Genomic DNA, 20890 nt, shown 5'->3' on the forward strand with positions numbered 1-20890 from the left:
GTACTCAACCAAGCCGTTGCATCGATCGGTTGAGATCGCCGGACGTCTCGTAGAAAAGCCCCGCCCGGCTGCCGGTTCGCGCCCGTAGGGCAATAAGTACATTTGCCCCGGAGGGGCACTCCCTTTCGAACGACGAGGACCTGTCTGAGCAGCGAGGGTGGGCACCAAGGGCTCTTTCCGGAGACGTCAGAGCGCTAGAAGCGATGGCGAAGCCGAGCCCCCGCGAAGCCGAAGGCGAGCCCTCTCGCACGCACAAAAAAAAGCCGCGAGTGATCGCAGCCTTTTTCTATTTCGAAGGCGTCGCGCTCAGCTGGCGCGGCGGACTTCGCGGTGCGGCGGGTAGTACGCGAAGAGATGCGTAGCGCCGCCGAGGAAATCGATGTTGTCGATATGCTCGCCGCCAAGGCGCTCGGCTACGTGATCCGACGCCTCGTTACCGATGCGCACGAGGCTGATCACGCGCTGCGCGTGCATCTGGTTCCACGCGAAATCCAGGATCGCCGAGCCCGCCTCGGTCGCGTAACCGTGGTGGCGATGCTCCGGCTTCAACATCCAGCCGAGTTCCAGGTCGGGCCAGCCTTCCGGCTTCATCAGGCCCGCACGGCCGATGAACTCGCCGGTGTCCTTCAGTTCAATCGCCCACATGCCACACCCGCGCAGGGCCCAGTGGCCGAGCAGCATGGCCATGGAACGCCAGGCATTCATGCGATCGAGGGGCTGGCCGTCGCCGATCCAACGCGTGCTGTCGGCATCCGCCAGCATGTTGGCGTAGTCGTCGAAGTGGCGTTCGGTAAGCGCGGTGAGCCGCAGGCGCGGTGTTTCCAGGACGGGGATATCTGCAGTTGCCATCGAAGTGACCAGAAGATTCAACCGAGCAGGGTGGCTAAGGCGTGAGTGCTCACGCGGAGGCTTTCCTGCCAGGACAAGCCGGTTATTTTCTCACCAGTTTCGCTGTCGGCAAAGTCCTCAACCTGGCCTGGCGCGAGTAGGTGGCGATAATCAACAGTGATTTCAGTGCCTTGCGGCAAATCCTTGGCGGCAAATATAAATCCGAGATGCCAGAGGCCGGTCGGGCGGAAGCTATGGTTCACGTAGCACTCGTCCGGCCAGTCCGGGGACAGCGTGTAGCGATCCTCGAACCAGCGGGCGGCGGCGAACAGGTCGGGAGAGGCCTGGATCTCGGCCCACGGATAGGTGCGGTCGATGGTGTCGGGCGCCGTGACGACGCGGCCCGCGGCCACGAATTCGTCGACAAAAAGGCCCTTGCCGGCCCCCTGGATGGTCGACTCGGCGATGCGGTAACGCGGAAGGATCATTGGATCTTCTTTGCCCCAGTTCCGTGCCACGGCCCCCCGGCCTGGCATGGGGCGCGAGTGTAGCGCGTTGGGCGTGGAGTGGAAGGGCCGCCGGTGACGGCGGCCCCGTGGCTCAGCCTTCGTCGTCCGCCGCGGCGGCCTTCCTGGCCTTGGCGGCCTTGGCCGGGCGCGACTTCGCCGTGGCCTTGCCGGCGTCGAGCTGGATGGCATCCCGGTTGCGGTCGACGAGCGAGCTGCCGATGCCTTTCACCTCGGCGAGCTGGTCGGCCGAGGTGAAGGGGCCATTCGCGTCGCGCCAGGCCACGATGGCCTGGGCCTTGGCGAGGCCGACTCCATCGAGGGACTGGGCGAGGGTGGTGGCATCGGCGGTATTGATGTTGACGGGCGCGGAGGCGAACGCCGGGGCGGCGAAGAGGGCCGCGACGAAGAGCAGGTGGCGCATGGGCATGGAGGTTCCTTGGCTGGGCGCCGGATGGCGCAACGGCACTGTGCCGTGGGGCGCTTGCCGTGCTCAGCGGCGCCGAACGAGGCGGCGTGTGAGCCTCTTCGGAGTCGTTGTGAAGGCGTGCACCTACGCGCTGTTACAATCGGCCTTTGCCCCACCTGGAAAGGCGCGCCATGGATACCTCCCGCATTACTTCTTTCGTCAGCGGCCTCTGGGACCAGGAAATCGTCCCGCAGCTGGTCGAATACATCCGCATCCCGAACAAGTCGCCGATGTTCGACGCGCAGTGGCGCGAGCACGGCTACATGGACCAGGCGGTCAAGCTGATGGAGGACTGGGCGCGTTCGAAGCTGCCGGCGCTCGAGGGCGCCAGCCTCGAAGTGGTGCGCCTCGAAGGCCGCACCCCGTTGATCTATATCGATGTGCCCGCACAGGGCGTCAGCGGCAAGGGCACGGATGAAACCGTCGTGCTTTATGGCCACCTCGACAAGCAGCCGGAAATGACCGGCTGGGCGGACGACCTCGGCCCGTGGACCCCGGTGCTGAAGGGCGACAAGCTCTACGGCCGCGGTGGCGCGGATGACGGCTACGCGATCTTCGGTTCGCTCGCCGCGCTGCTCGCGCTCCGCGAACAGGGTGTGCCGCACGCGCGTTGCGTGATCATGATCGAAGCCTGCGAGGAATCGGGCAGCTACGACCTGCCGTACTACGTGGATCACCTCGCCGACCGCATCGGCAACCCGGCACTCGTCGTCTGCCTGGATTCGGGCTGCGGTAACTACGACCAGCTCTGGCTCACCACCTCGCTGCGTGGCATGACCGGCGGCAACCTCACCGTGCAGGTGCTGGAAGAGGGCGTGCACTCGGGCGATGCCTCGGGCGTGGTGCCGTCCAGCTTCCGCATCCTGCGTGACCTGCTGAGCCGCCTGGAAGACCAGGAGACCGGCAAGATCCTTCCGAAGGAGCTCTACGTCGAGATCCCGGAACAGCGCAAGGCGCAGGCACGCAAGTCGGCTGACGTGCTCGGCACGGCCATCTACGACAAGTTCCCGTTCGTCGAAGGCATGCAGCCGACCACCGATGACCTCACCGAACTGGTGCTCAACCGCACCTGGCGCCCGCAGTTGTCGGTCACCGGCGTGGGCGGCATGCCCCCGCTCGAGAGCGCAGGCAACGTGCTGCGCCCGAAGACCTCGGTGAAGCTGAGCCTGCGCGTCCCGCCGACCCTTAACGGCGCCGAGGCGGGCAAGTTCCTCAAGCAGCTGCTCGAGAAGGATCCGCCGTACGGCGCGAAGGTCACCTTCGCCCTCGAGAAGGATGGCAGCGGCTGGAATGCTCCCGCCCTGTCGGCGTGGCTCGAAGAGACCGTGGCCCAGGCCTCGCAGGACTACTTCGGCCAGCCGGCCGCCTACATGGGCGAGGGTGGCAGCATCCCGTTCATGGGCATGCTGGGCGAGAAGTTCCCTCGGGCGCAGTTCCTGATCACCGGCGTGCTCGGCCCGCATTCGAACGCGCACGGCCCGAACGAGTTCTTGCATATCCCGACCGGCAAGCGGGTCAGCATGGTCGTCGCCAGCGTGGTCGCCCGTCACTTCCAGGAAGCCAGCAAGGCATGACCGGGGACCTCGCCACGCTGGCTGGCCGGCTGGCGGCCGTGCGGGCGGGGATCGACGCGGCCTGCCATGCGGCGGGCCGCGACCCGGCCGAGGTCACCTTGCTGCCCGTCAGCAAGACCTTCGGCGCCGATGTGGTGGCTGAAGCGGCCGGCCTCGGGCTGCGCCGCTTCGGCGAGAACAAGGTGCAGGAGATCCAGGCGAAGGCCGCTGAACTCGCGGCGCTTGGGCTGGACTGGGTCGTGATCGGCCACCTGCAGACCAATAAGGCAAAGGCCGTGGCGGCCCTGGCCAGCGAGGTGCAGTCGCTGGATCGGCTGGACCTGGCGGTTGCGCTGGACAAGGCCCTGCAGGCGCAGGGGCGGGGCATCGACGTCCTGGTCCAGGTGAAGACCTCGCCGGAAGACACGAAGACCGGCCTGCCGCCCGATCAGCTCCTGCCTTTCCTCGACCAGCTCAAGGCTTTCCACTCGCTGCGCGTGCGCGGGTTGATGACGATCGCCGAGCACAGCGAGGACGAGGGCGTGGTCCGGGCGAACTTCCGCGCGCTGTATCAGTGCCGGAACAGGGCGCAAGAAGCGGGCCATCCGCTCGAGCGCCTGTCGATGGGCATGAGCGGCGACTATGCCCTCGCCATCGCCGAAGGCAGCACCGAAGTGCGAATTGGCAGCTCGATTTTCGGTGCACGGAATTACAAGCACTGACCAGTTCAGTTAATGGAAAACGGCAATGAGATCGCCGGGAGGCGACCCGTAAGTGCTCACATACGTGAAGCAAGTGCCTAAATCTGTTCAGGATTGTGAGCGATTCCACGTTATTTATTACGGAATTTCGGAATTATTCCTAGGAATGGCCGTTTTTAACTTTATGCCAACAACAGGGGTAATGGGGTTTGCTAACTTCACCACTCGTTCACGGTCGTCTCACTTAAACGGCGGCTTAACTCCACGATGATCAGGCCTTCTCGCTCATGCAATTCAAGCGACTGACCGCTCTCGCGTTAGCTACCTGCTGTATCGCCGCCGTTACACCCGCCATCGCCGACACCGTCCAGGCTCCACAAGGCCTTGACCAGTCCGCGACGCTGCTCCTTACCGATCTTCCGGTCTTCGCCCCGGCCAACGGCCTGGCGCAGTCCATCATCCCGGACGCTTCGACCTTCGCGCCCAAGGCTGCCGCCGCCACCGTCGCTTCGGCCCAGGACGCACAGGAAGCCGATGCGGTCGACAGCGACGATGACGACGACAGCCTCGTCGCCGCCGCCACCGCCAAGCTGGCCGGCCACGTCGATGGCCACGCCCGCGAAGCGCTCCTCTCGTTCGCGATGAAGCTCCGTGACATCCGTTACCACCGCGGTGGCCGCACCCCGACCGCCGGCTTCGATTGCAGCGGTTTCGTCCGCTACGTGTTCGCCAAGAGCATCGGCCTCGACCTGCCCACCAACTCGGCCAGCCAGTTCCTCGCGGGGCTGTCGGTCAAGCGCACCGAAATGAAGACGGGCGACCTGGTCTTCTTCCGCACCCGCGGCAAGGCCATCTCGCACGTCGGCATCTACATTGATAACGGCCAGTTCATCCACTCCCCGTCGGCTGGCAAGACGGTGCGCGTGGATAGCCTCAACGAGGCGTACTGGTCCAAGCACTTCGCGGGCGCAAAGCGTCCCGAAGGTATCGCCAAGATCTGACGGGTCCCTTCAACGACTTTTCCGAAACGGCATGCCACGGCATGCCGTTTTTTTTTGCCGCGCGTTAACCTAGCCGGATGCCCCGGTCCCACACCCCCACCTTCGGTCTCGCACGCGTCCTATCCAAGCGCGGTATCTGTTCACGCAGCCAGGGCGAGAAGCTCGCGCGCGAGGGCAGGGTGCGCGTGGATGGGCGGGTCGTTCGCGATCCCGAGTTTCCCATTCGCGGGCACGAGCGCATCGACGTGGATGGCGGGGGTGCCGAAGCCGCCGCGCCGGTTTACGTCGTGATGAACAAGCCGCGCGGCATCGTGGTATCCGCCTCGGACGAGCGCGGCCGCGATACCGTCTATTCGCTGCTGGAAGGCGCGGGGCTGCCGTGGCTCGGCCCGGTGGGCCGCCTGGACAAGGCTAGCGAAGGCCTGCTGCTTCTTTCCAACGATACGGTGTGGGCCGCCGGCATCACGGATCCGGCCACGCACGTGCCGAAGACCTATCACGTGCAGGTAGCCGGACATCCGGATGACACGACGATAGCCGCGATGCTCGAGGGCGTCGTGGACGAAGGCGAGCCGCTACGGGCCGGCGCCGCGACGCTGCTTCGCCAGGGCGAAAAGAATGCGTGGCTCGAGGTGACGCTGGACGAGGGGCGCAACCGGCATATCCGCCGGTTGATGCAGGTGCTGGGGTTTGAAGTGCAGCGCCTGGTGCGCGTGGCGATCGGCGAGCTGCCGCTCGGTGAGCTGCCGAAGGGCAAGTGGCGGCACCTCACGACGACCGAAGTGCAGAGCCTGCGCCGCCGTTGACCTGTCCTGACCTGTGGGAGCGCGCTTGCGCGCGATCGCGCGCAAGCGCGCTCCCACAGGGTTGCCGATCAGGCTTTGAGGACGCCCAGCTTCTTGCCGACCTTGGTGAACGCGGCGATCGCCTTGTCCAGGTGCTCGCGCGTGTGCGCGGCGCTCATCTGCGTGCGGATGCGCGCCTTGTCCTTGGGCACCACCGGGAAGAAGAAGCCCGTGACGTAGATGCCTTCCTCGAGCAGTTCCGCGGCCATGGCCTGGGCCTGCTTCGCGTCGTAGATCATCACCGGGACGATCGGGTGCACGCCCGGACGGATGTCGAAGCCGGCTTCGGCCATCTTCTCGCGGAAGTACGCGGTGTTTGCCTTCACCTTGTCGCGCAGGTCGCCCGCCGCGGCGAGCATGTCGAACACCTTGCTGCCCGCGGCCACCACGTGCGGCGGCAGCGAGTTGCTGAACAGGTACGGGCGCGAGCGCTGGCGGAGCATCTCGATGACTTCCTTGCGGCCGGTGGTGAAGCCGCCGAGCGCGCCACCGAGAGCCTTGCCCAGGGTGCCGGTGAAGATATCGATCTTGTCGAGCACGCCGTGGTACTCGGCCGAGCCGCGGCCAGTGTCGCCGAGGAAGCCGGTGCAGTGGCACTCGTCGATGTGGACCAGCGCGTTGTACTTCTTCGCCAGCGCGGTGATCTCATCGAGCGGGGCGATGAAGCCGTCCATCGAGAACGCGCCATCGGTCGTGATCAGCTTGGTGCGTGCGCCGGCGGCGTCCGCCGCCTGCAGCTGCGCTTCCAGGTCGGCCATGTCGCAGTTGTTGTAACGGAAGCGCTTTGCCTTGCACAGGCGGATGCCATCAATGATCGAGGCGTGGTTCAGCGCATCGGAAATGATCGCGTCTTCTTCGCCGAGCAGCGGCTCGAACAGGCCACCGTTGGCATCGAAGCAGGCCGCGTAAAGAATGGTGTCCTCGGTGCCGAAGAAGCTGGCGATCTTCGCTTCGAGCTCCTTGTGCAGGTCCTGCGTACCGCAGATGAAGCGCACGCTGGCCATGCCGAAGCCATGGGTGTCCAGGGCTTCCTTGGCCGCGGCGATCACCTCGGGGTGGTCGGCCAGGCCCAGGTAGTTGTTCGCGCAGAAGTTGAGCACCTTGCGGCCGCCCTCGAGTTCGATCTCGGCGGACTGGGGCGACACGATGATGCGCTCGGCCTTGAACAGGCCCTGCTCACGGATGGAGGCGAGCTCGGCGGCGAGGCGTTCCTGGGCGGGATAGGACATGGGGCGTATTCCGGGACGGGGGAAATCCCGATTCTACCGCGCGGACACGCTGTGGGAGCGCGCCGTGGGAGCGTGCTGTGGGAGCGTGCTTGCACGCGATGGGTGCTTGCGCCACCGCCGATCGCGCGCAAGCGCGCTCCCACAAGGGGCGGGACGGGCTCAGTGCAGGCCGAAGTCCACCCGGGTGGTCTTCCCGCCGTCGTCGATGCCCTTTGGATCGAGCTTGGGCGCCACGACGAACACGCGCTTGTCGTCCACCTTGCCCTGCAGCCATTGCCGCACGGCGTTGGCCCGCCGCTCGGCCAGGTGGCGCAGTGCATCGGCGTCGACCGGCATGTTGGTCTCCATCAGCGTGCGCATTTCCTCCGGCGGCTGCGACTTCGTCAGGCCGATGATGTTCTTCGGCTTGGGGAAGTCGGCGTGCCGGTAGGCGCGTTCGAGGTATTTATCCTGCTGCTCCTGGGTCGGCGGCGTCGTATCGTCGCCCTTGTCGTTCACCTGCTCCTGGTGGACCAGGTCGTCCACCATCACCTTGCGCAGGCCGCTTTCGTCCTTGCTGGTATCGATCCGTCCGACGATATCCAGGCTGATCGAAGGCTTGTTGTTGAGCACCTTCACCAGCTCGGCCAGTTTCGTGTCGGCTGCTGGGTCGAGTACGGCCGAACCCGGGGCGAACTCCACGTAACCCAGGTCTTCGCGACCGCCGCCTGCCGAAGCCAGCAGGCGGAACGGCGAGGTCACGGCCTTGACGATGAGATTGCCGATCGCACGCCATACCAGGCCGCCGACGCTGAAATGCGGATCGTCGAGTGAGCCGGAGACGGGCACATGGACGTCGATCCGGCCTTCGCTGTCCTTCAGCAGCGCGACGGCCAGCTTCACCGGCAGATGGCTGATGCCCGGGCCTTCGATGCGGTCGCCGAAGGTGAGCTGGTCGATGAAGATGTGGTTATCCGCACTCAACTTGCGCTGGTCCAGCGTGTAGTGGACATCGACGTTCAGGCGGCCGCGCGTGATGGGATAGCCCGCGTACTTGCCGGAGTAGGGCGACAGGTTCGTGAGCTGGATGCCCTCGGCCTTGGCGGTGATATCGAGGAACGCGACGGGCGCCAGCGGATTGATCGTGCCGTCGATGTTGACCGGCGCGTTGCCGTCGAGCTGGCCCTGCAGGGTGAGCGGTGCCGGCGGCGCGCCGCCGGCCGTACCGAACGCACCGATCTTGCCCGTGAGGTCCATCACATCGGCCGTGTAATTCGGCTTGATGAAGTTATCGGTGTAGTTGAGCCGGCCCTTGGTCAGGGTGATCTGGCCGATGCGGATGTCGGCATCGGGCCCCGCCGCGGCGGGCACGGGCACCGGTTCGTCGGCTTTCTTCGGCGCGGGGTTCGCCTGTGCCTGGGTGACCGAGACGGCACCCGGGGCTTCCGGGTTGGCGACGACATCCTGCAGGTTCAGGCGGCCGGTCGCGTTGATGATCACGCGCGCATAAAAGTCATCAAGGGCGAGGCCGCCGATCGCGACCTTCGGCACGCCTTCACCCATGGCCACGGCCATGTTCGTGGCACTCAACGAGTTCCAGCGCAGGAAGTCGTCGTTGGTCAGCTTGTCCTGCACTCGGACGCGTCCCAGCGTGGCCTTGCCACGGTAGCCCACGCGCGGCGTGTCCCTGCCGCGATCGGTGTATCGCGCGTCGCCCTCCAGGCTGAGGAGGCCGCTGGCCACGGTCACGTTCAACGGCACGGTCACGAGCGCCTGCAGCGGCGCCACGTCGATCCGCGTGGCCTGAACCTTCAGTTCCGCATCGAGCGGTTCGGGTTTGACTGTTCCGGAGACCACGAACGTGCCGTCGCCCAGTCCACCTTTCAGATCCAGGCTGATCGGCTTGCGCAGGTCGTCGGACAGCCCGTCGATGCCGAAGGCGCTGGCGGTGAGGTTGATGCCCCTGCGCCTCCCGGGCGCCTTCGCGTCGCGCAAGGTGACCTTGCCATCGCTCAGGCCGAGATGGGCGACGCTCCACTGCCAGCCCTTGCCCGCGGGATGGGCGGCGCTGGCATTCGCGGGGAGCACGCCGGTTAGATCCAGGTTCCCGTTGGCGAGCCGCTTCAGGTCGAGGACGAGACCGTCCAGAAGCACGCTATCGATGCGCGCTTCGCTGGTCGCCATGTCGACCGAGGCGATGGTCGCGCTAAGCGATTTCCACGTGACGGGAGATGCCCTTCCGCCGTGTGGCACGAGGTTGAACCCGTCCACGCGCGCCTTTGCCTGCTCGAGCCGGAGAGTCGCGGCATCATGCCAGTCGGCTTTCAGCGTGCCGTTGGCGGTGAGCGACCCGCCGGTGACATCGGCGGCCAGCAGCGGAGGCGTCAGCGGCATCAGCGGTGCGAGCGAGACGTCCCTGATTGATACCTTGCCGGCGTACCGGCTGGCCGCAAGCTCGAACTGGCCCTGCGTGGCAAGCGAGCCGCCAGCCATGTTGGCTGACACGTCCAGCACCGCGGGCGGGGCCTTGACGGTGCTGAGGCCCTTGAGCGTGCCGGCGAGGTGTTCCAGCACCAGGCGCGCGGGAGCCGGCGCGGCAAGGTCGGCATACTCGACGCGGGTATTTACCAAGGTGAGTAGCCCGATGCGCACATCCATGGGCGGTGCAGCCGGGTCGGGCTTGCTATCGCCGCCGGTCAGGGCATCGAAGTTGCTCTTTCCGCCGGGCAGGCGGGCGTAGCGCAGGGCGCCATCCTTGATCGTGATCTCGCTCAGCCGGTAGCGCGACGACATGGGGTCGAGTACGCCCAGGTCGGCGTCGGCATGGCCGATCGCAAGCAGGTCGCCACCGTCCTTGCCCGTGACCTTCAGGCCGTCCAGCGCCAGGCGTCCCTTGATGCGGATGGTCGGCGCCTTCTCGCCCATGATGAAGCTCACGCCCAGCAGGCCGGACAGCTTGCCGCCCGGCACGGCGACCGGCAGGGGCGCAGGTATGAAGCCGACGTAGCGGGGCAGGTCGAGCTGGTCGAAGTGGAACGTGACCGTCGATTCGCGGCTGGTGGCGAACGGCTTGGTCTGGCCCTGCACCCTGAGCGGGCTGCCATCGATAGTCATCGCGAGCAACGGCTGCACGAAAATATCGGTATCGGCCGGCAGGTTCGCGATGAACGGGATGCCCAGCTCGAGATGGTCCACGTGGTGGGTGGCATCGAGCACACGGTCGTCGAAATCGACCTGGCCATCATGGATGGCGATATTGGTCAGGGCGAAGCGCGCCGGGCTGCTGTCCTTGGCGGCTGGCTGGCTGGCGAAACGCTGGATGATGTCGGTGAAATTGAACTGCTGGGGCGCGCTGCGCTGCAGGTGGACGCGCGGGCTGTCGATGCGCAGCTCGTCGAGGATGGGCGCGGCACGAAACAGCGAGGCCCACGATGCATTGGCCGTGACCCGGCCGATATCGAGAAAAGCCGTCTTTCCGTCCGCTTCGGCGATGTGCAGCTGGTCGAGGGTGAGGCGCAGCGTGAACGGATTCAGGCTCACATGCCCGACCGTGACCTCTCGGCCCAGTGCGTTGCTCGCGCGGGTGGCGATCTGCGAACGGATAAGCGAGGGCGCGGCGAGAAAGCCGAGCAGGGCGAAGAGGATAAGGGCGATGACCAGCCCGAGCCCGATGCGCCGGGCCCGGCGTGACCGGTAGGTCGCCAGCGCGCGATCCCGCGCGCTTTGCCAGGGCAGGTTCCGCCAGCCTTTGCGAGTGTCCATACCATCCACCCCTTCGAACGCGTTACCCCCGGGGCGGAAGTGTACTCGTTGTGAAGAGCGTGGTAATTGGCCGGCACGCAGGCGGTGACTGAGGAGTCGTGGGAGTGAGCTTGCGAACGATGCCTTTCCGCGACCCGATCGCTCGCAAGCTCACTCCCACAGCGCCATGCCGTGGGTTCCTACGGCAGGCTCAGGTCCAACTGCAGACGACCTTGCCGCAGACGCCGGCGTCCATCAGGTCGAAGCCCTTCTGGAAGTCGTCGATCGCGATCTGGTGGGTGAGCACCTTCTGCAGCGGGAAGCCGGTGAGCACCATCTGGGTCATCTTGTACCAGGTCTCGTACATCTTCCGGCCGTAGATGCCCTGCAGGGTCAGGCCCTTGAAGATCACCTTGTCCCAGTCGATGCCGGCGCCGCGCGGCATGATGCCGAGCATGGCGACCTTGCCGCCGTGGTACATGCACTCGAGCATGTCGTTGAAGGCGCGCGGGTTGCCGCTCATCTCCAGGCCCACGTCGAAGCCTTCGATGTGCAGGTCCTTCACGACGTCCTTCAACGACTGGTTCGCCACGTTGACCACGCGGGTGGCGCCCATGTCGGCGGCCAGCTTGAGGCGGTAATCGTTGACGTCGGTGACCACCACGTTGCGCGCGCCGATGTGCTTGGCGATACCCGCGGCGATGATGCCGATCGGGCCGGCGCCGGTGATCAGCACGTCCTCACCGATCAGGTCGAACTCCAGCGCGCAGTGCGCGGCGTTGCCGTACGGGTCGAAGAATGCAGCCAGTTCCGACGGGATCTGGTCCGGGATCGGCCACAGGTTCGAGGCCGGCATGGTCATGTATTCGGCAAAGGCGCCGTTGCGGTTCACGCCGATGCCGATGGTGTTCGGGCAGAGGTGCTGGCGGCCGGCGCGGCAATTGCGGCAATGGCCGCAGACGATATGGCCCTCGGCGGAGACGCGGTCGCCCACCTTGTAGCCGGTGACGCCCGGGCCGATCTCGGCGATGCGGCCGACGAATTCGTGGCCGATGGTGAGGCCGGGCTTGATCGTCCGCTGGGACCACTCGTCCCACTTGTAGATGTGCAGGTCGGTGCCGCAGATCGCCGTCTTCTCGATCTTGATCAGCACTTCGTTCGGGCCCGGGGTCGGGACCGGCACTTCTTCCATCCAGATGCCCTGTTCGGGGTTGCGCTTAACAAGCGCCTTCATCGTCTGCTGCATGAGCTTTCAGGTTTCCGTGGGGACAGGCCGCGGGGTGGGCCAAACCACCATTATAAGCCGCGGCAGGTACGTTGGCTTGTGCGCCGCGGCATTGCCAGTGGCCCGCCCGGGCCTCTAGGGTGGGGCAGCTTTGGAAACCTCAGGGGCAAGTGAGACGATGCGAATCCGGACCGTAATGCTGGGAGCCGCCATGGCTTTGGCGCTGGAAGCGAAGGCGGACGAGGGCATGTGGATGCCCTCCCAGCTGCCTTCGATTGCGAAAAACCTCAATGCCGCGGGCTTCCGCGGGAACGCCGCGGACCTGGCCGACCTGACCAAGGCGCCCCTGAACGCCGTTGTCCGCGTCGGCGGTGGCACCGGCTCGTTCGTCTCGGCGGACGGCCTGCTGGTCACCAACCACCACGTGGCTTTCGGCGTCATCCAGTACAACTCCAGGCCGGACCGCGACCTGATCACCAACGGCTACGTGGCGCCGGACCGTGCTGGCGAGCTGCCGGCCAACCCGGACTACCGGGCACGGGTCACGGTCGGGTTCGACAAGGTCACCGAGCGGATCCTTGCCGGCGCGAAGGGTAAGACGGGCAGGGCGTACTACGACGCGATCGACGTCGCCTCGAAGGCGCTGGTGGCCGAGTGCGAGAAGGAAGCCGGGGTGAAGTGCAGCGTGGCCACGATGTTCTACGGCCGCGACTTCTACCTGGTGAAGCAGCTTGAGCTGCGCGACCTTCGCCTCGTCTACGCACCGCCGCGCGCCATCGGCAACTACGGCGACGAAACCGACAACTTCATGTGGCCGCGCCATGCCGGCGACTTCACCATCCTTCGCGCGTATGTCGGCCCGGACGGCAAGCCCGCCGATTATTCCCCCGACAACAAGCCCTACCACCCGCCGTCGCACCTGCAGATCGCGACGGAAGGCGTGGCCGAGGCCGACTTCGTGATGCTGGCGGGCTACCCGGGCATTACCTACCGCCACCGCACCGCCGCCGAGTTCGCCGACCAGGTGGAGTGGCGGCTGCCGACCTCCGTGGCCGTGCTCAAGGGCCTGCAGGACGTGATCGAGGACCAGGGCAAGGCCGACAAGGACGCCGCTATCCACTACGCCTCGCAGCTGCAATCGCTGAAGAACGGCATCAAGCGGTTCAGTGGCGAGCTGGAAGGGCTGGAGCGCAGCGACGCCGTCGCCACGCGCCGTGACGATGAGGCCGCCATGCTTGCGTGGCTGGCGACCCAGCCGGATGCGAAATCGCTCAAGCCGCAGATCGACCAGGTCATGGCGTTGATCGCGCAGGGCAAGGATGTGCGCGAGCGCGACCTGTTGATCGGGCTGCTGTCCTCGCAGACCCAGCTCATGCGCGGCGCGCTGAACGTCGACCGCCTCGCCGTAGAGCGCCCGAAGGCCGATGCCGAGCGTGAATCCGGCTACCAGAAGCGCGACGAGGAGCTGATCCAGAGCCAGCTGAAGCAGATCCAGCGCCGCTACGATCCGAAAGTGGAGAAGGCGCTCATCACCTCGCTGCTGACCCGCTACCAGAAACTCCCGGCCGCACAGCACGTGGCAGAGGTCGACAAGGTGTTCGGCACCACGCCGGCCGCCCTGGCGAAGTCCCTGGATGCGATCTACGGCGCCACGAAATTCGGCGATGAAGCCGAGCGCAATCGCCTCTTTGCGGCCTCGCCTGCTGATATCGAAAAGAGCAGCGATGCATTGATGGTAGCGGCCCGCGCCCTGCGTCCGGCGCTGCTGCGCATCGAGGATGAGAAGAAGGGCCGTGATGGCGACCTCCTGCGCTTGCGCCCGGCTTATATGCAGGCGCTGATCGGTTACCGCGAGAAGCAGGGCAAGGCCGTCTACCCGGACGCGAACTCCACGCTGCGCGTGAGCTACGGCAAGGTCACGCCGCTAGTCGCCCGCGATGCGGTGACATACGCACCGCTCACCACGGTGCAGGGCATCGTCGAAAAGAACACCGGCAAGGTGCCGTTCGATGCGCCGAAGCCATTGCTCGATGCGATCAGCAAGGGCGACTTCACCGGCTACGCCGATCCGAAGACCGGTGCGATGCCGGTGGACTTCCTCTCCAACCTGGATACCACGGGTGGCAACTCCGGCTCGCCGGTGTTGAACGCGAAGGGTGAGCTCGTCGGCCTGAACTTCGACAGCAACTGGGAAGCGGTGAGCGCGAGCTGGATGTACGACCCGCGCTACAAGCGCGCCATCCACGTGGACATGCGCTACATGCGCTGGCTGATGGACAAGGTGTATCCGTCGCCGGCGTTGCTGAAGGAGCTGGGCGTCCCCGCGCGCTGATCGGTATGGCGTAGCGCTCTGAATAAAAGGCCGCCCACAGGGCGGCCTTTTTCATGGCCCAAACAGCCTTGCGGTGGTGGCTGGCATACTCTCGGCTTGCCCTGATCCCACCAGCATGACCGATGACCCACGACGCCCGCCCCCCCGCCATCTTCCTCATGGGCCCGACCGCCTCAGGGAAGACGGCGCTCGCCTGCGCGCTGTCCGATGCGTTTCCCGTCGGGCTCATCAGCGTGGACTCGGCGCTGGTGTATCGCGGGCTGGATATCGGCTCGGCCAAGCCGGATGCAGGCACGCTGGCGCGCTATCCCCACGAGCTGATCGATATCCGCGACCCGGCCCAGCCGTATTCGGCGGCGGATTTCGCAGAGGATGCGGTACCGGCCATGGCGCGCGTTGCGGGGCAGGGCAAGGTGCCCCTGCTGGTGGGTGGCACCGGCCTGTATTTCCGCGCGCTGCAGCGTGGCCTTTCGGACCTGCCGGAAGCCGACCCCGCTGTCCGTGAGCGGCTGGGTGCCCAAGCCGCGGAGATCGGCTGGGCCGCGATGCACGCCCGCATGGCCGAGATCGACCCGGCGGCCGGCGAGCGGATCCGCCCGGGCGATGCCCAGCGCATCCAGCGAGCCCTCGAGGTCTTCGCGCTGACCGGGCGCCCGATCACCGAGCTGCAGAATGCCCCTCGGAAGCCGTTCCCGTGGCGCGTGTTGAAGATCGCATTGCTTCCTGAGAATCGGGTTGCGCTGCACGAGCGCATCGCCCGCCGTTTCGACACGATGCTGGCCGATGGCTTCCTCGATGAGGTGCGTGGGCTCAAGTCGCGCGGGGACCTCCACGCCGACCTGCCCGCGATCCGCGCCGTGGGCTACCGCCAGGCCTGGGAATTCCTTGATGGACAAGGGGATGCCCAGAACTTCAGAGACCGTGGTATCTATGCAACGCGGCAGCTCGCCAAGCGCCAGGTGACCTGGCTGCGCAGCGAGCTCGACGCACGCGCTTTCGACCCGGATCAGGGGGATCCGTTGCCGGAAGTGCGTAAGGCGGTGGCGCAGTTTCTGTAAATGCCACCATCGTCACGCTGAGTGCTTCCAGCCAGCGTTTAAAAGCAGTTAAGATTCAAAGCACTTGGGCCGGGGCGCCGTTTTCGGCGTTTTTTACCCGGACCCGTACGAGAGGCGTAGGGGAGAAGAAAAAATGTCCAAAGGGCAGTCATTGCAAGATCCGTTTCTGAATGCGCTTCGCCGCGAGCGCGTGCCGGTCGCCATCTACCTGGTGAACGGCATCAAGCTGCAGGGCACGATCGAGTCGTTCGACCAGTTCGTGGTGCTCCTGCGCAACCAGGTGAGCCAGATGGTGTACAAGCACGCCATCTCGACCGTGGTCCCGAGCCGGAACGTGCGGGTCGGCGGCCACGAGAGCCACGTAGAAGGTGCGGGCGACGCCGAGGGTTGAGGGGCCCGAAGGCGGAACCCATATCGATAAGGACGAGACCGGGCAGGCCATTCCGGCCTGCCCGTCTTCTCTTCCATCCATGAGGTCATTCCCCTAAGTGTTCGACAGGCAAAAGAAAGGCGATCGCGCCGTCCTGGTGCTCCCGCATTCCCGGGGCGAGGGCGACGCGGCGCGCCGTGGCGAGGAATTCGCCGAGCTCGTGTCATCGGCAGGCGCCGAGATCCTGGCCAGCATCCCGGCTCGCGTGGCCGAGCCCAATCCCCGTTTTTATATTGGTAGCGGCAAGGCCGATGAAGTGGCCGAGGCCGTGCGCGCCCTCGAGGCGGACCTGGTCCTTGTCGACCACGTCCTGACCCCGGTCCAGGAGCGCAACCTCGAGAAGCACCTGAAGACCCGCGTCGTCGATCGCGCGGGCCTGATCCTGGACATCTTCGCCCAGCGCGCCCGCTCGCACGAAGGCAAGCTGGAAGTGGAGCTCGCCCAGCTGAAACACCTGGCCACGCGCCTCGTCCGCGGGTGGACCCACCTGGACGCCCAGCGCGGCGGTGCCATCGGCAACCGCGGCCCGGGTGAAACCCAGCTCGAAACCGACCGCCGCCTCCTGGCCGAGCGCGTCAAGATGCTTACCAAGCGCCTGGAAAAGGTCCAGACCCAGCGTGACCAGCAACGCCGTGCGCGCCTGCGCAACACGGTGCCGCGCGTGGCGCTGGTCGGTTACACCAACGCCGGCAAGTCGACCCTGTTCAATGCGCTGACGACGGGCGGCGTCTATGCCGCCGACCAGTTGTTCGCGACCCTGGATCCCACGGTCCGCAAGATCGATGGCCTCGCCTGCGGGCCAGCCGTCGTGGCCGATACGGTCGGCTTCATCCGCGAGCTGCCCCATGACCTGGTTGCCGCGTTCCGCGCCACCCTGGCGGAAGCGCGCGATGCCGACCTGCTGATCCACGTCAGCGACGCGGCGGATGAAGAGCGCGAGCTGCTCCGCCGGGTTGTCAACGCGGTGCTCGAAGAGGTCGGGGCAGGGGATATTCCCCAGCTTTCGGTCATGAATAAGATAGATCTCATTGAAGACGCCGAGCCCCGGGTCGATCGGGGCGACGACGGCAAGCCCCGGGCCGTCTGGCTTTCGGCGCATTCAGGCGCCGGGCTGGATGGCTTGCGCGAGGCCCTCGGCGAACTGCTGGGCGGCGACCGGATCCGCGCCGGCGTACGCCTCCCGCTCACCGCCGGCCGGCTCCACGCCCGGCTCAAGGCCGCTGGCGCCATTGCGAGCGAGGCGATCGACGAGAACGGGTGGCAGCTGGATATCGACGCCCCGCGCTCGGTCCTGGCACCGCTGGTGGGTGATGACGTGCACGGAACGTCCCTTCGCGAGCTGATCGATCCGCCCCACGCCGAGCACTGAGCGGGGCGGGTCTGCTAGAATTCGAAGTGTTTGCGTGCCTGATCGGCCCGGCGACAGGCGTTCATGCGCCTGCCGTCGTTCCCCGTCGGACAGGCCCGCCTGAAGGCTTTCCAGCCGCCCACCCTCCAGTCCCCGAAGGAGACTGTCGCCCATGCCCTGGAATGAACCCGGCAACGGCCAGAAGGACCCCTGGAACCGCAACCGGCAGGGTCAGCGCAAGTTCGACCTGGATAGCCTGCTGAAGCAGTTCACCTCGCGTTTCGGTCGCTTCGGCGCCGGCAGCGGCGGCGTGCTGGCGATCGTGCTGGTCTTCGTCGTCGCGTGGCTGCTCGTGTCCAGCTTCACCGTGATCGATGCCCGCCAGGTCGGTGTCGTGTTGCGCTTCGGCCAGTTCTCGCGCGTGCTGCCCCCGGGCATGCACCTCAAGGCCCCGAACCCGATCGAGACGGTCACCAAGGTGGAAACCACCCAGGTGCGTACCGTTTCCGACACGGTGTCGATGCTGACCCGCGACGAGAACATCATCGCCATTGATTTCAACGTGCAGTACCAGGTCTCGGACGCACGCAAGTTCCTGTTCTCGAATGCCGACCCTGCCGAGAGCATGCTGAAGAACGCCGCCGAAGCCGCCGTGCGTTCGGTGGTCGGTGCCAACGCGATGGATAGCATCCTGACCACCGGTTCGGATGCCCAGCCGGCGCCGGCCGCCACCGCCGCAGGCCAGGCCCAGGCCGTGGATGCCACGCCCGAGGCGAAGGAGACGCTGCAGCAGCAGACGCGCGCCATCCTGCAGTCGACCCTCGACATGTACGACTCCGGCATCGTCATCAGCAGCGTCAGCTTCCAGAGCGTCTCGCCGCCTGCCCAGGTGAAGGACGCGTTCGATGACGTCAACGCCGCGCGCGAAGACCGCCAGCGTTCCGAGAACGAAGCCCAGGCCTACCAGAGCAAGCTGATCCCCGATGCCCGCGGCGAAGCGGCAGGTATCGCGGCATCGGCCGAGGCCGAGCGCGCCGAGCGCGTTGCCGCGGCCACGGGCGATGCGGAACGGTTCAACCTGCTGCTCAAGGAATACCGCGCGGCGCCTGACGTCACCCGCCGGCGCCTGTGGCTCGAAACCGTCGAGGACGTGCTGAGCCGCAACGGCAAGATCATCGATGGCAGCGGCGGCAAGAACATCCTCCAGCTGTCCGCCGAGCGCGGCGGTAACGCCAGCATTCGCAACGTGCCGGGCGTGGGTGCCGTGGTCCAGTCCGCCAGCACCGACGCCACGCCGGTCCAGCAGGGGAGCAACCCGTGAAGATCGTTTCCGGCCTCGTCGTCGTCGCCCTGGTGCTGCTGGGGTTCAACAGCGTTTTCGTCGTGAAGGAAGGGCAGAACGCGCTTCTCCTGCAGTTCGGCCGCATCGTGCGTTCGGACTTCCAGCCCGGCCTGCACTTCAAGGTGCCGCTGGCCCAGCAGGTGGTTACGTTCGATAACCGCATCCTCGGCCTGGATGCGCAGCCCGAGCGTTATTTCACCCGTGAGAAGAAGTCGGTCTCCGTCGATTTCTACGTGAAGTGGCGCATCGCCGATCCGGCGGCTTACTACCGAGCCACCGCGGGCGATCCGACCGCCGCCATCGGCCGGCTTACGCCGGTCGTGAAGGATGCCTTGCGTGACGAGTTCAACTCGCGCCTGCTCGAGGACCTGATCGGTGGCGGCCGCAAGGACATCACCGGCCATGTCCGGCAGCGCACCGACGAGATCGCTCGCAAGAACCTGGGCGTCAGCGTGGTCGACGTTCGCATCAAGCGCATCGACCTGCCCGCCGAAGTGAGCGAGTCGGTGTACAAGCGCATGCGCACCGAACGATCGCGCCTTGCCAACGAACTGCGTTCCACGGGCCAGGAGAACGCCCAGAAGATCCGCGCCGATGCCGAGCGGCAGAAGGCCGTGATCCTTGCCGACGCAAGGCGCGATGCGACCGCCGTGCGCGGCGACGGCGATGCGAAGGCGGCGGCGATCTATGCGGCGGCCTATGGCCAGGATCCCGAGTTCTTCGCGTTCTACGGCAGCCTGCAGGCATATAAGCGGTCGTTCGCCGACGGCAAGGCCACGCTCGTACTCAAGCCCGATTCCGAATTCCTGCGCTACCTCAACGACGGCCCCGGCCGCCAGCGCTAACACGTCTCCACATCGCCCTCCCGGGCACAGCAACCTAAGAGAGCCACCACCATGGGTAAGTCAGTAGTCATTCTCGGCGCGCAATGGGGCGACGAAGGCAAGGGCAAGATCGTCGATCTGCTCACCGAACGCGTCGGTGCCGTCGCGCGCTTCCAGGGCGGCCACAACGCCGGCCACACGCTCGTGATCAAGGGCAAGAAGACCGTCCTGCACCTGATCCCCTCGGGCATCCTGCGTGACGACGCGCTCTGCCTCATCGGCAATGGCGTGGTGCTGTCGCCGGCCGCGCTCATGAGCGAGATCGCCGAGCTCGAGGCACAGAACGTCGACGTGCGCGCCCGCCTGAAGATCTCGCCGGCCACGCCGCTGATCATGCCGTACCACATCGCCCTCGATAAGGCGCGCGAAGTGGCTTCCGGCGCCAAGGCCATCGGCACGACCGGCCGCGGCATCGGCCCGGCCTACGAAGACAAGGTGGCGCGCCGCTCGATCCGCGTGGCCGACCTGATGTACCCGCACGAGCTGCCGGAGAAGGTGAAGGCGGCCGTCGACTACTACAACTTCGTGCTCACCGAGTGGCTGAAGGCCGAGCCGGTTGATTACCAGACCGTGCTCGACGAAGCGCTGACCTGGGGTGAGTACCTGCGCCCGATGGTCGACGACGTCGCCACCATCCTGCATGACGTGCGTCGCGATGGCGGCAACATCCTGTTCGAAGGTGCGCAGGGCGCGCTGCTCGATATCGACCACGGCACCTATCCGTACGTCACCTCGTCGAACACGACCGTCGGCGGCGCACTGGCCGGCACCGGCGTGGGCGCGCGTGACATCGATTACGTGCTCGGCATCTGCAAGGCCTATGCAACCCGCGTCGGCGGCGGTCCGTTCCCGACCGAGCTCAATGACGAGATGGGTGAGCTGCTGCGCAAGAAGGGCAACGAGTTCGGTGCCAGCACCGGCCGCCCGCGCCGCTGCGGGTGGATCGACCTGGTCGCCCTGAAGCGCGCCGTGCAGATCAACGGCATCGACGGCCTGGCGATCACCAAGCTCGACGTGCTGGATGGCCTGGAGTCGATCAAGGTCTGCATCGCGTACGAATACCGCGGCAAGCGCCGTGAGCTGGCCCCGCTCGATGCGGATGGCTGGGAAGAGTGCAAGCCGGTGTACCTCGAGTTCCCGGGCTGGGAAGAATCCACCGCGGGCATCCGTGACTGGAACAAGCTCCCGCCGGCCGCACGCGCCTACCTGCGCGCGGTGGAAGAGCTCTCGGGCTGCAAGCTGGCCCTCGTGGCGACGGGCGCGGACCGCGACGACACGATCGTGCTCGACGACCCGTTCGGCGGCGCCGACTGCTAAGCGGTCGCTACCGACAACGAAAAAAGGCCAGCCTCGTTGCTGGCCTTTTTTTCGCCCGGTGCAGGTGCAGATGCGCACGGGCGATGGTCCCATTAAGCTTTA

Annotated in this window: 17 protein-coding genes; 11 read left to right on the plus strand and 6 right to left on the minus strand. The window is 66.2% G+C overall.

Translation table 11 applies throughout. The features are described from left to right. Nucleotides 1–306 precede the first annotated feature (306 nt). The 3 genes from ACZ6YI_RS19820 to ACZ6YI_RS19830 all read right to left on the minus strand — a co-directional run bounded on the left by ACZ6YI_RS19820 (nucleotide 307) and on the right by ACZ6YI_RS19830 (nucleotide 1764). Complete coding sequence (locus tag ACZ6YI_RS19820) at nucleotides 307–849, minus strand: GNAT family N-acetyltransferase (RefSeq protein ID WP_440326079.1); 543 nt, start codon at nucleotides 847–849, stop codon at nucleotides 307–309. Nucleotides 850–866: 17 nt separating this feature from the next. Beyond that, complete coding sequence (locus tag ACZ6YI_RS19825; RefSeq protein ID WP_440326077.1) at nucleotides 867–1316, minus strand: SET domain-containing protein-lysine N-methyltransferase; 450 nt, start codon at nucleotides 1314–1316, stop codon at nucleotides 867–869. Nucleotides 1317–1428: 112 nt separating this feature from the next. Next, entirely contained in the window at nucleotides 1429–1764 is a 336-nt protein-coding gene (locus ACZ6YI_RS19830; protein ID WP_465780139.1) for a ComEA family DNA-binding protein, read from the minus strand. 170 nt (nucleotides 1765–1934) lie between these two features. Here ACZ6YI_RS19830 and ACZ6YI_RS19835 point away from each other — a divergent pair, with 170 nt between their 5' ends. The 4 genes from ACZ6YI_RS19835 to ACZ6YI_RS19850 all read left to right on the plus strand — a co-directional run bounded on the left by ACZ6YI_RS19835 (nucleotide 1935) and on the right by ACZ6YI_RS19850 (nucleotide 5864). Then, nucleotides 1935–3377 (plus strand): M20 family metallopeptidase, encoded by a 1443-nt coding sequence (locus ACZ6YI_RS19835; RefSeq protein WP_465780140.1) that lies wholly within the window; start codon nucleotides 1935–1937, stop codon nucleotides 3375–3377. Next, nucleotides 3374–4078, plus strand: coding sequence for a YggS family pyridoxal phosphate-dependent enzyme (locus ACZ6YI_RS19840; RefSeq protein WP_465780141.1), 705 nt, complete (start codon nucleotides 3374–3376; stop codon nucleotides 4076–4078). The genes ACZ6YI_RS19835 and ACZ6YI_RS19840 overlap by 4 nt, the downstream gene beginning before the upstream one ends. 266 nt (nucleotides 4079–4344) lie before the next feature. Further along, nucleotides 4345–5058 (plus strand): C40 family peptidase, encoded by a 714-nt coding sequence (locus tag ACZ6YI_RS19845; RefSeq protein ID WP_465780142.1) that lies wholly within the window; start codon nucleotides 4345–4347, stop codon nucleotides 5056–5058. A gap of 77 nt (nucleotides 5059–5135) precedes the next feature. Beyond that, a complete protein-coding gene (locus ACZ6YI_RS19850) occupies nucleotides 5136–5864 on the plus strand; it encodes a pseudouridine synthase (protein ID WP_465780143.1) in 729 nt (242 codons plus the stop codon). 68 nt (nucleotides 5865–5932) lie between these two features. Here the strand turns inward: ACZ6YI_RS19850 and kbl are convergent, their stop codons facing one another. The 3 genes from kbl to tdh all read right to left on the minus strand — a co-directional run bounded on the left by kbl (nucleotide 5933) and on the right by tdh (nucleotide 12098). Next, entirely contained in the window at nucleotides 5933–7132 is a 1200-nt protein-coding gene (gene kbl, locus ACZ6YI_RS19855; RefSeq protein ID WP_440326065.1) for a glycine C-acetyltransferase, read from the minus strand. A gap of 159 nt (nucleotides 7133–7291) precedes the next feature. Then, the gene (locus ACZ6YI_RS19860) at nucleotides 7292–10873 is read right to left on the minus strand and encodes a DUF748 domain-containing protein (RefSeq protein ID WP_465780144.1); all 3582 of its coding nucleotides are present in this window, start codon (nucleotides 10871–10873) and stop codon (nucleotides 7292–7294) included. A 190-nt stretch (nucleotides 10874–11063) separates the two neighbouring features. Beyond that, complete coding sequence (tdh, locus tag ACZ6YI_RS19865; protein WP_440327270.1) at nucleotides 11064–12098, minus strand: L-threonine 3-dehydrogenase; 1035 nt, start codon at nucleotides 12096–12098, stop codon at nucleotides 11064–11066. A 190-nt stretch (nucleotides 12099–12288) separates the two neighbouring features. On the opposite strand from tdh, the gene ACZ6YI_RS19870 reads away from it, so the two are divergent. From ACZ6YI_RS19870 to ACZ6YI_RS19900, 7 genes are all read left to right on the plus strand, one after another. Then, nucleotides 12289–14409 carry a S46 family peptidase gene (locus tag ACZ6YI_RS19870; RefSeq protein WP_465780145.1) on the plus strand — a complete coding sequence of 707 codons (2121 nt, stop codon included), beginning with the start codon at nucleotides 12289–12291 and terminating at the stop codon, nucleotides 14407–14409. A gap of 122 nt (nucleotides 14410–14531) precedes the next feature. Further along, nucleotides 14532–15467: a tRNA (adenosine(37)-N6)-dimethylallyltransferase MiaA gene (gene miaA / locus ACZ6YI_RS19875; protein ID WP_465780146.1), complete on the plus strand. Its 936-nt coding sequence runs from the start codon at nucleotides 14532–14534 to the stop codon at nucleotides 15465–15467. 133 nt (nucleotides 15468–15600) lie between these two features. Beyond that, on the plus strand, nucleotides 15601–15858 hold the full coding sequence (gene hfq / locus ACZ6YI_RS19880; protein ID WP_440323796.1) for an RNA chaperone Hfq: 258 nt from the start codon (nucleotides 15601–15603) through the stop codon (nucleotides 15856–15858). 97 nt (nucleotides 15859–15955) lie between these two features. Then, nucleotides 15956–17266 (plus strand): ribosome rescue GTPase HflX, encoded by a 1311-nt coding sequence (gene hflX, locus ACZ6YI_RS19885; protein ID WP_440323798.1) that lies wholly within the window; start codon nucleotides 15956–15958, stop codon nucleotides 17264–17266. 151 nt (nucleotides 17267–17417) lie between these two features. Beyond that, complete coding sequence (gene hflK, locus ACZ6YI_RS19890) at nucleotides 17418–18566, plus strand: protease modulator HflK (RefSeq protein WP_465780147.1); 1149 nt, start codon at nucleotides 17418–17420, stop codon at nucleotides 18564–18566. After that, the gene (gene hflC / locus ACZ6YI_RS19895) at nucleotides 18563–19432 is read left to right on the plus strand and encodes a protease modulator HflC (RefSeq protein ID WP_440323802.1); all 870 of its coding nucleotides are present in this window, start codon (nucleotides 18563–18565) and stop codon (nucleotides 19430–19432) included. Before hflK ends, hflC begins: the two co-directional genes overlap by 4 nt. A gap of 51 nt (nucleotides 19433–19483) precedes the next feature. Continuing rightward, nucleotides 19484–20788, plus strand: coding sequence for an adenylosuccinate synthase (locus ACZ6YI_RS19900; RefSeq protein ID WP_440323804.1), 1305 nt, complete (start codon nucleotides 19484–19486; stop codon nucleotides 20786–20788). Nucleotides 20789–20890 lie beyond the last annotated feature (102 nt).

Source organism: Luteibacter sp. NPDC104163, from assembly GCF_055584245.1.

Excerpts from the sequence above, each read along its gene's own strand:
- ACZ6YI_RS19820 (WP_440326079.1), bottom strand. The coding sequence starts at position 849 with ATGGCAACTGCAGATATCCCCGTCCTGGAAACACCGCGCCTGCGGCTC.
- ACZ6YI_RS19825 (WP_440326077.1), bottom strand. The coding sequence starts at position 1,316 with ATGATCCTTCCGCGTTACCGCATCGCCGAGTCGACCATCCAGGGGGCC.
- ACZ6YI_RS19830 (WP_465780139.1), bottom strand. The coding sequence starts at position 1,764 with ATGCCCATGCGCCACCTGCTCTTCGTCGCGGCCCTCTTCGCCGCCCCG.
- ACZ6YI_RS19835 (WP_465780140.1), top strand. The coding sequence starts at position 1,935 with ATGGATACCTCCCGCATTACTTCTTTCGTCAGCGGCCTCTGGGACCAG.
- ACZ6YI_RS19840 (WP_465780141.1), top strand. The coding sequence starts at position 3,374 with ATGACCGGGGACCTCGCCACGCTGGCTGGCCGGCTGGCGGCCGTGCGG.
- ACZ6YI_RS19845 (WP_465780142.1), top strand. The coding sequence starts at position 4,345 with ATGCAATTCAAGCGACTGACCGCTCTCGCGTTAGCTACCTGCTGTATC.
- ACZ6YI_RS19850 (WP_465780143.1), top strand. The coding sequence starts at position 5,136 with ATGCCCCGGTCCCACACCCCCACCTTCGGTCTCGCACGCGTCCTATCC.
- kbl (WP_440326065.1), bottom strand. The coding sequence starts at position 7,132 with ATGTCCTATCCCGCCCAGGAACGCCTCGCCGCCGAGCTCGCCTCCATC.
- ACZ6YI_RS19860 (WP_465780144.1), bottom strand. The coding sequence starts at position 10,873 with ATGGACACTCGCAAAGGCTGGCGGAACCTGCCCTGGCAAAGCGCGCGG.
- tdh (WP_440327270.1), bottom strand. The coding sequence starts at position 12,098 with ATGCAGCAGACGATGAAGGCGCTTGTTAAGCGCAACCCCGAACAGGGC.
- ACZ6YI_RS19870 (WP_465780145.1), top strand. The coding sequence starts at position 12,289 with ATGGCTTTGGCGCTGGAAGCGAAGGCGGACGAGGGCATGTGGATGCCC.
- miaA (WP_465780146.1), top strand. The coding sequence starts at position 14,532 with ATGACCCACGACGCCCGCCCCCCCGCCATCTTCCTCATGGGCCCGACC.
- hfq (WP_440323796.1), top strand. The coding sequence starts at position 15,601 with ATGTCCAAAGGGCAGTCATTGCAAGATCCGTTTCTGAATGCGCTTCGC.
- hflK (WP_465780147.1), top strand. The coding sequence starts at position 17,418 with ATGCCCTGGAATGAACCCGGCAACGGCCAGAAGGACCCCTGGAACCGC.
- ACZ6YI_RS19900 (WP_440323804.1), top strand. The coding sequence starts at position 19,484 with ATGGGTAAGTCAGTAGTCATTCTCGGCGCGCAATGGGGCGACGAAGGC.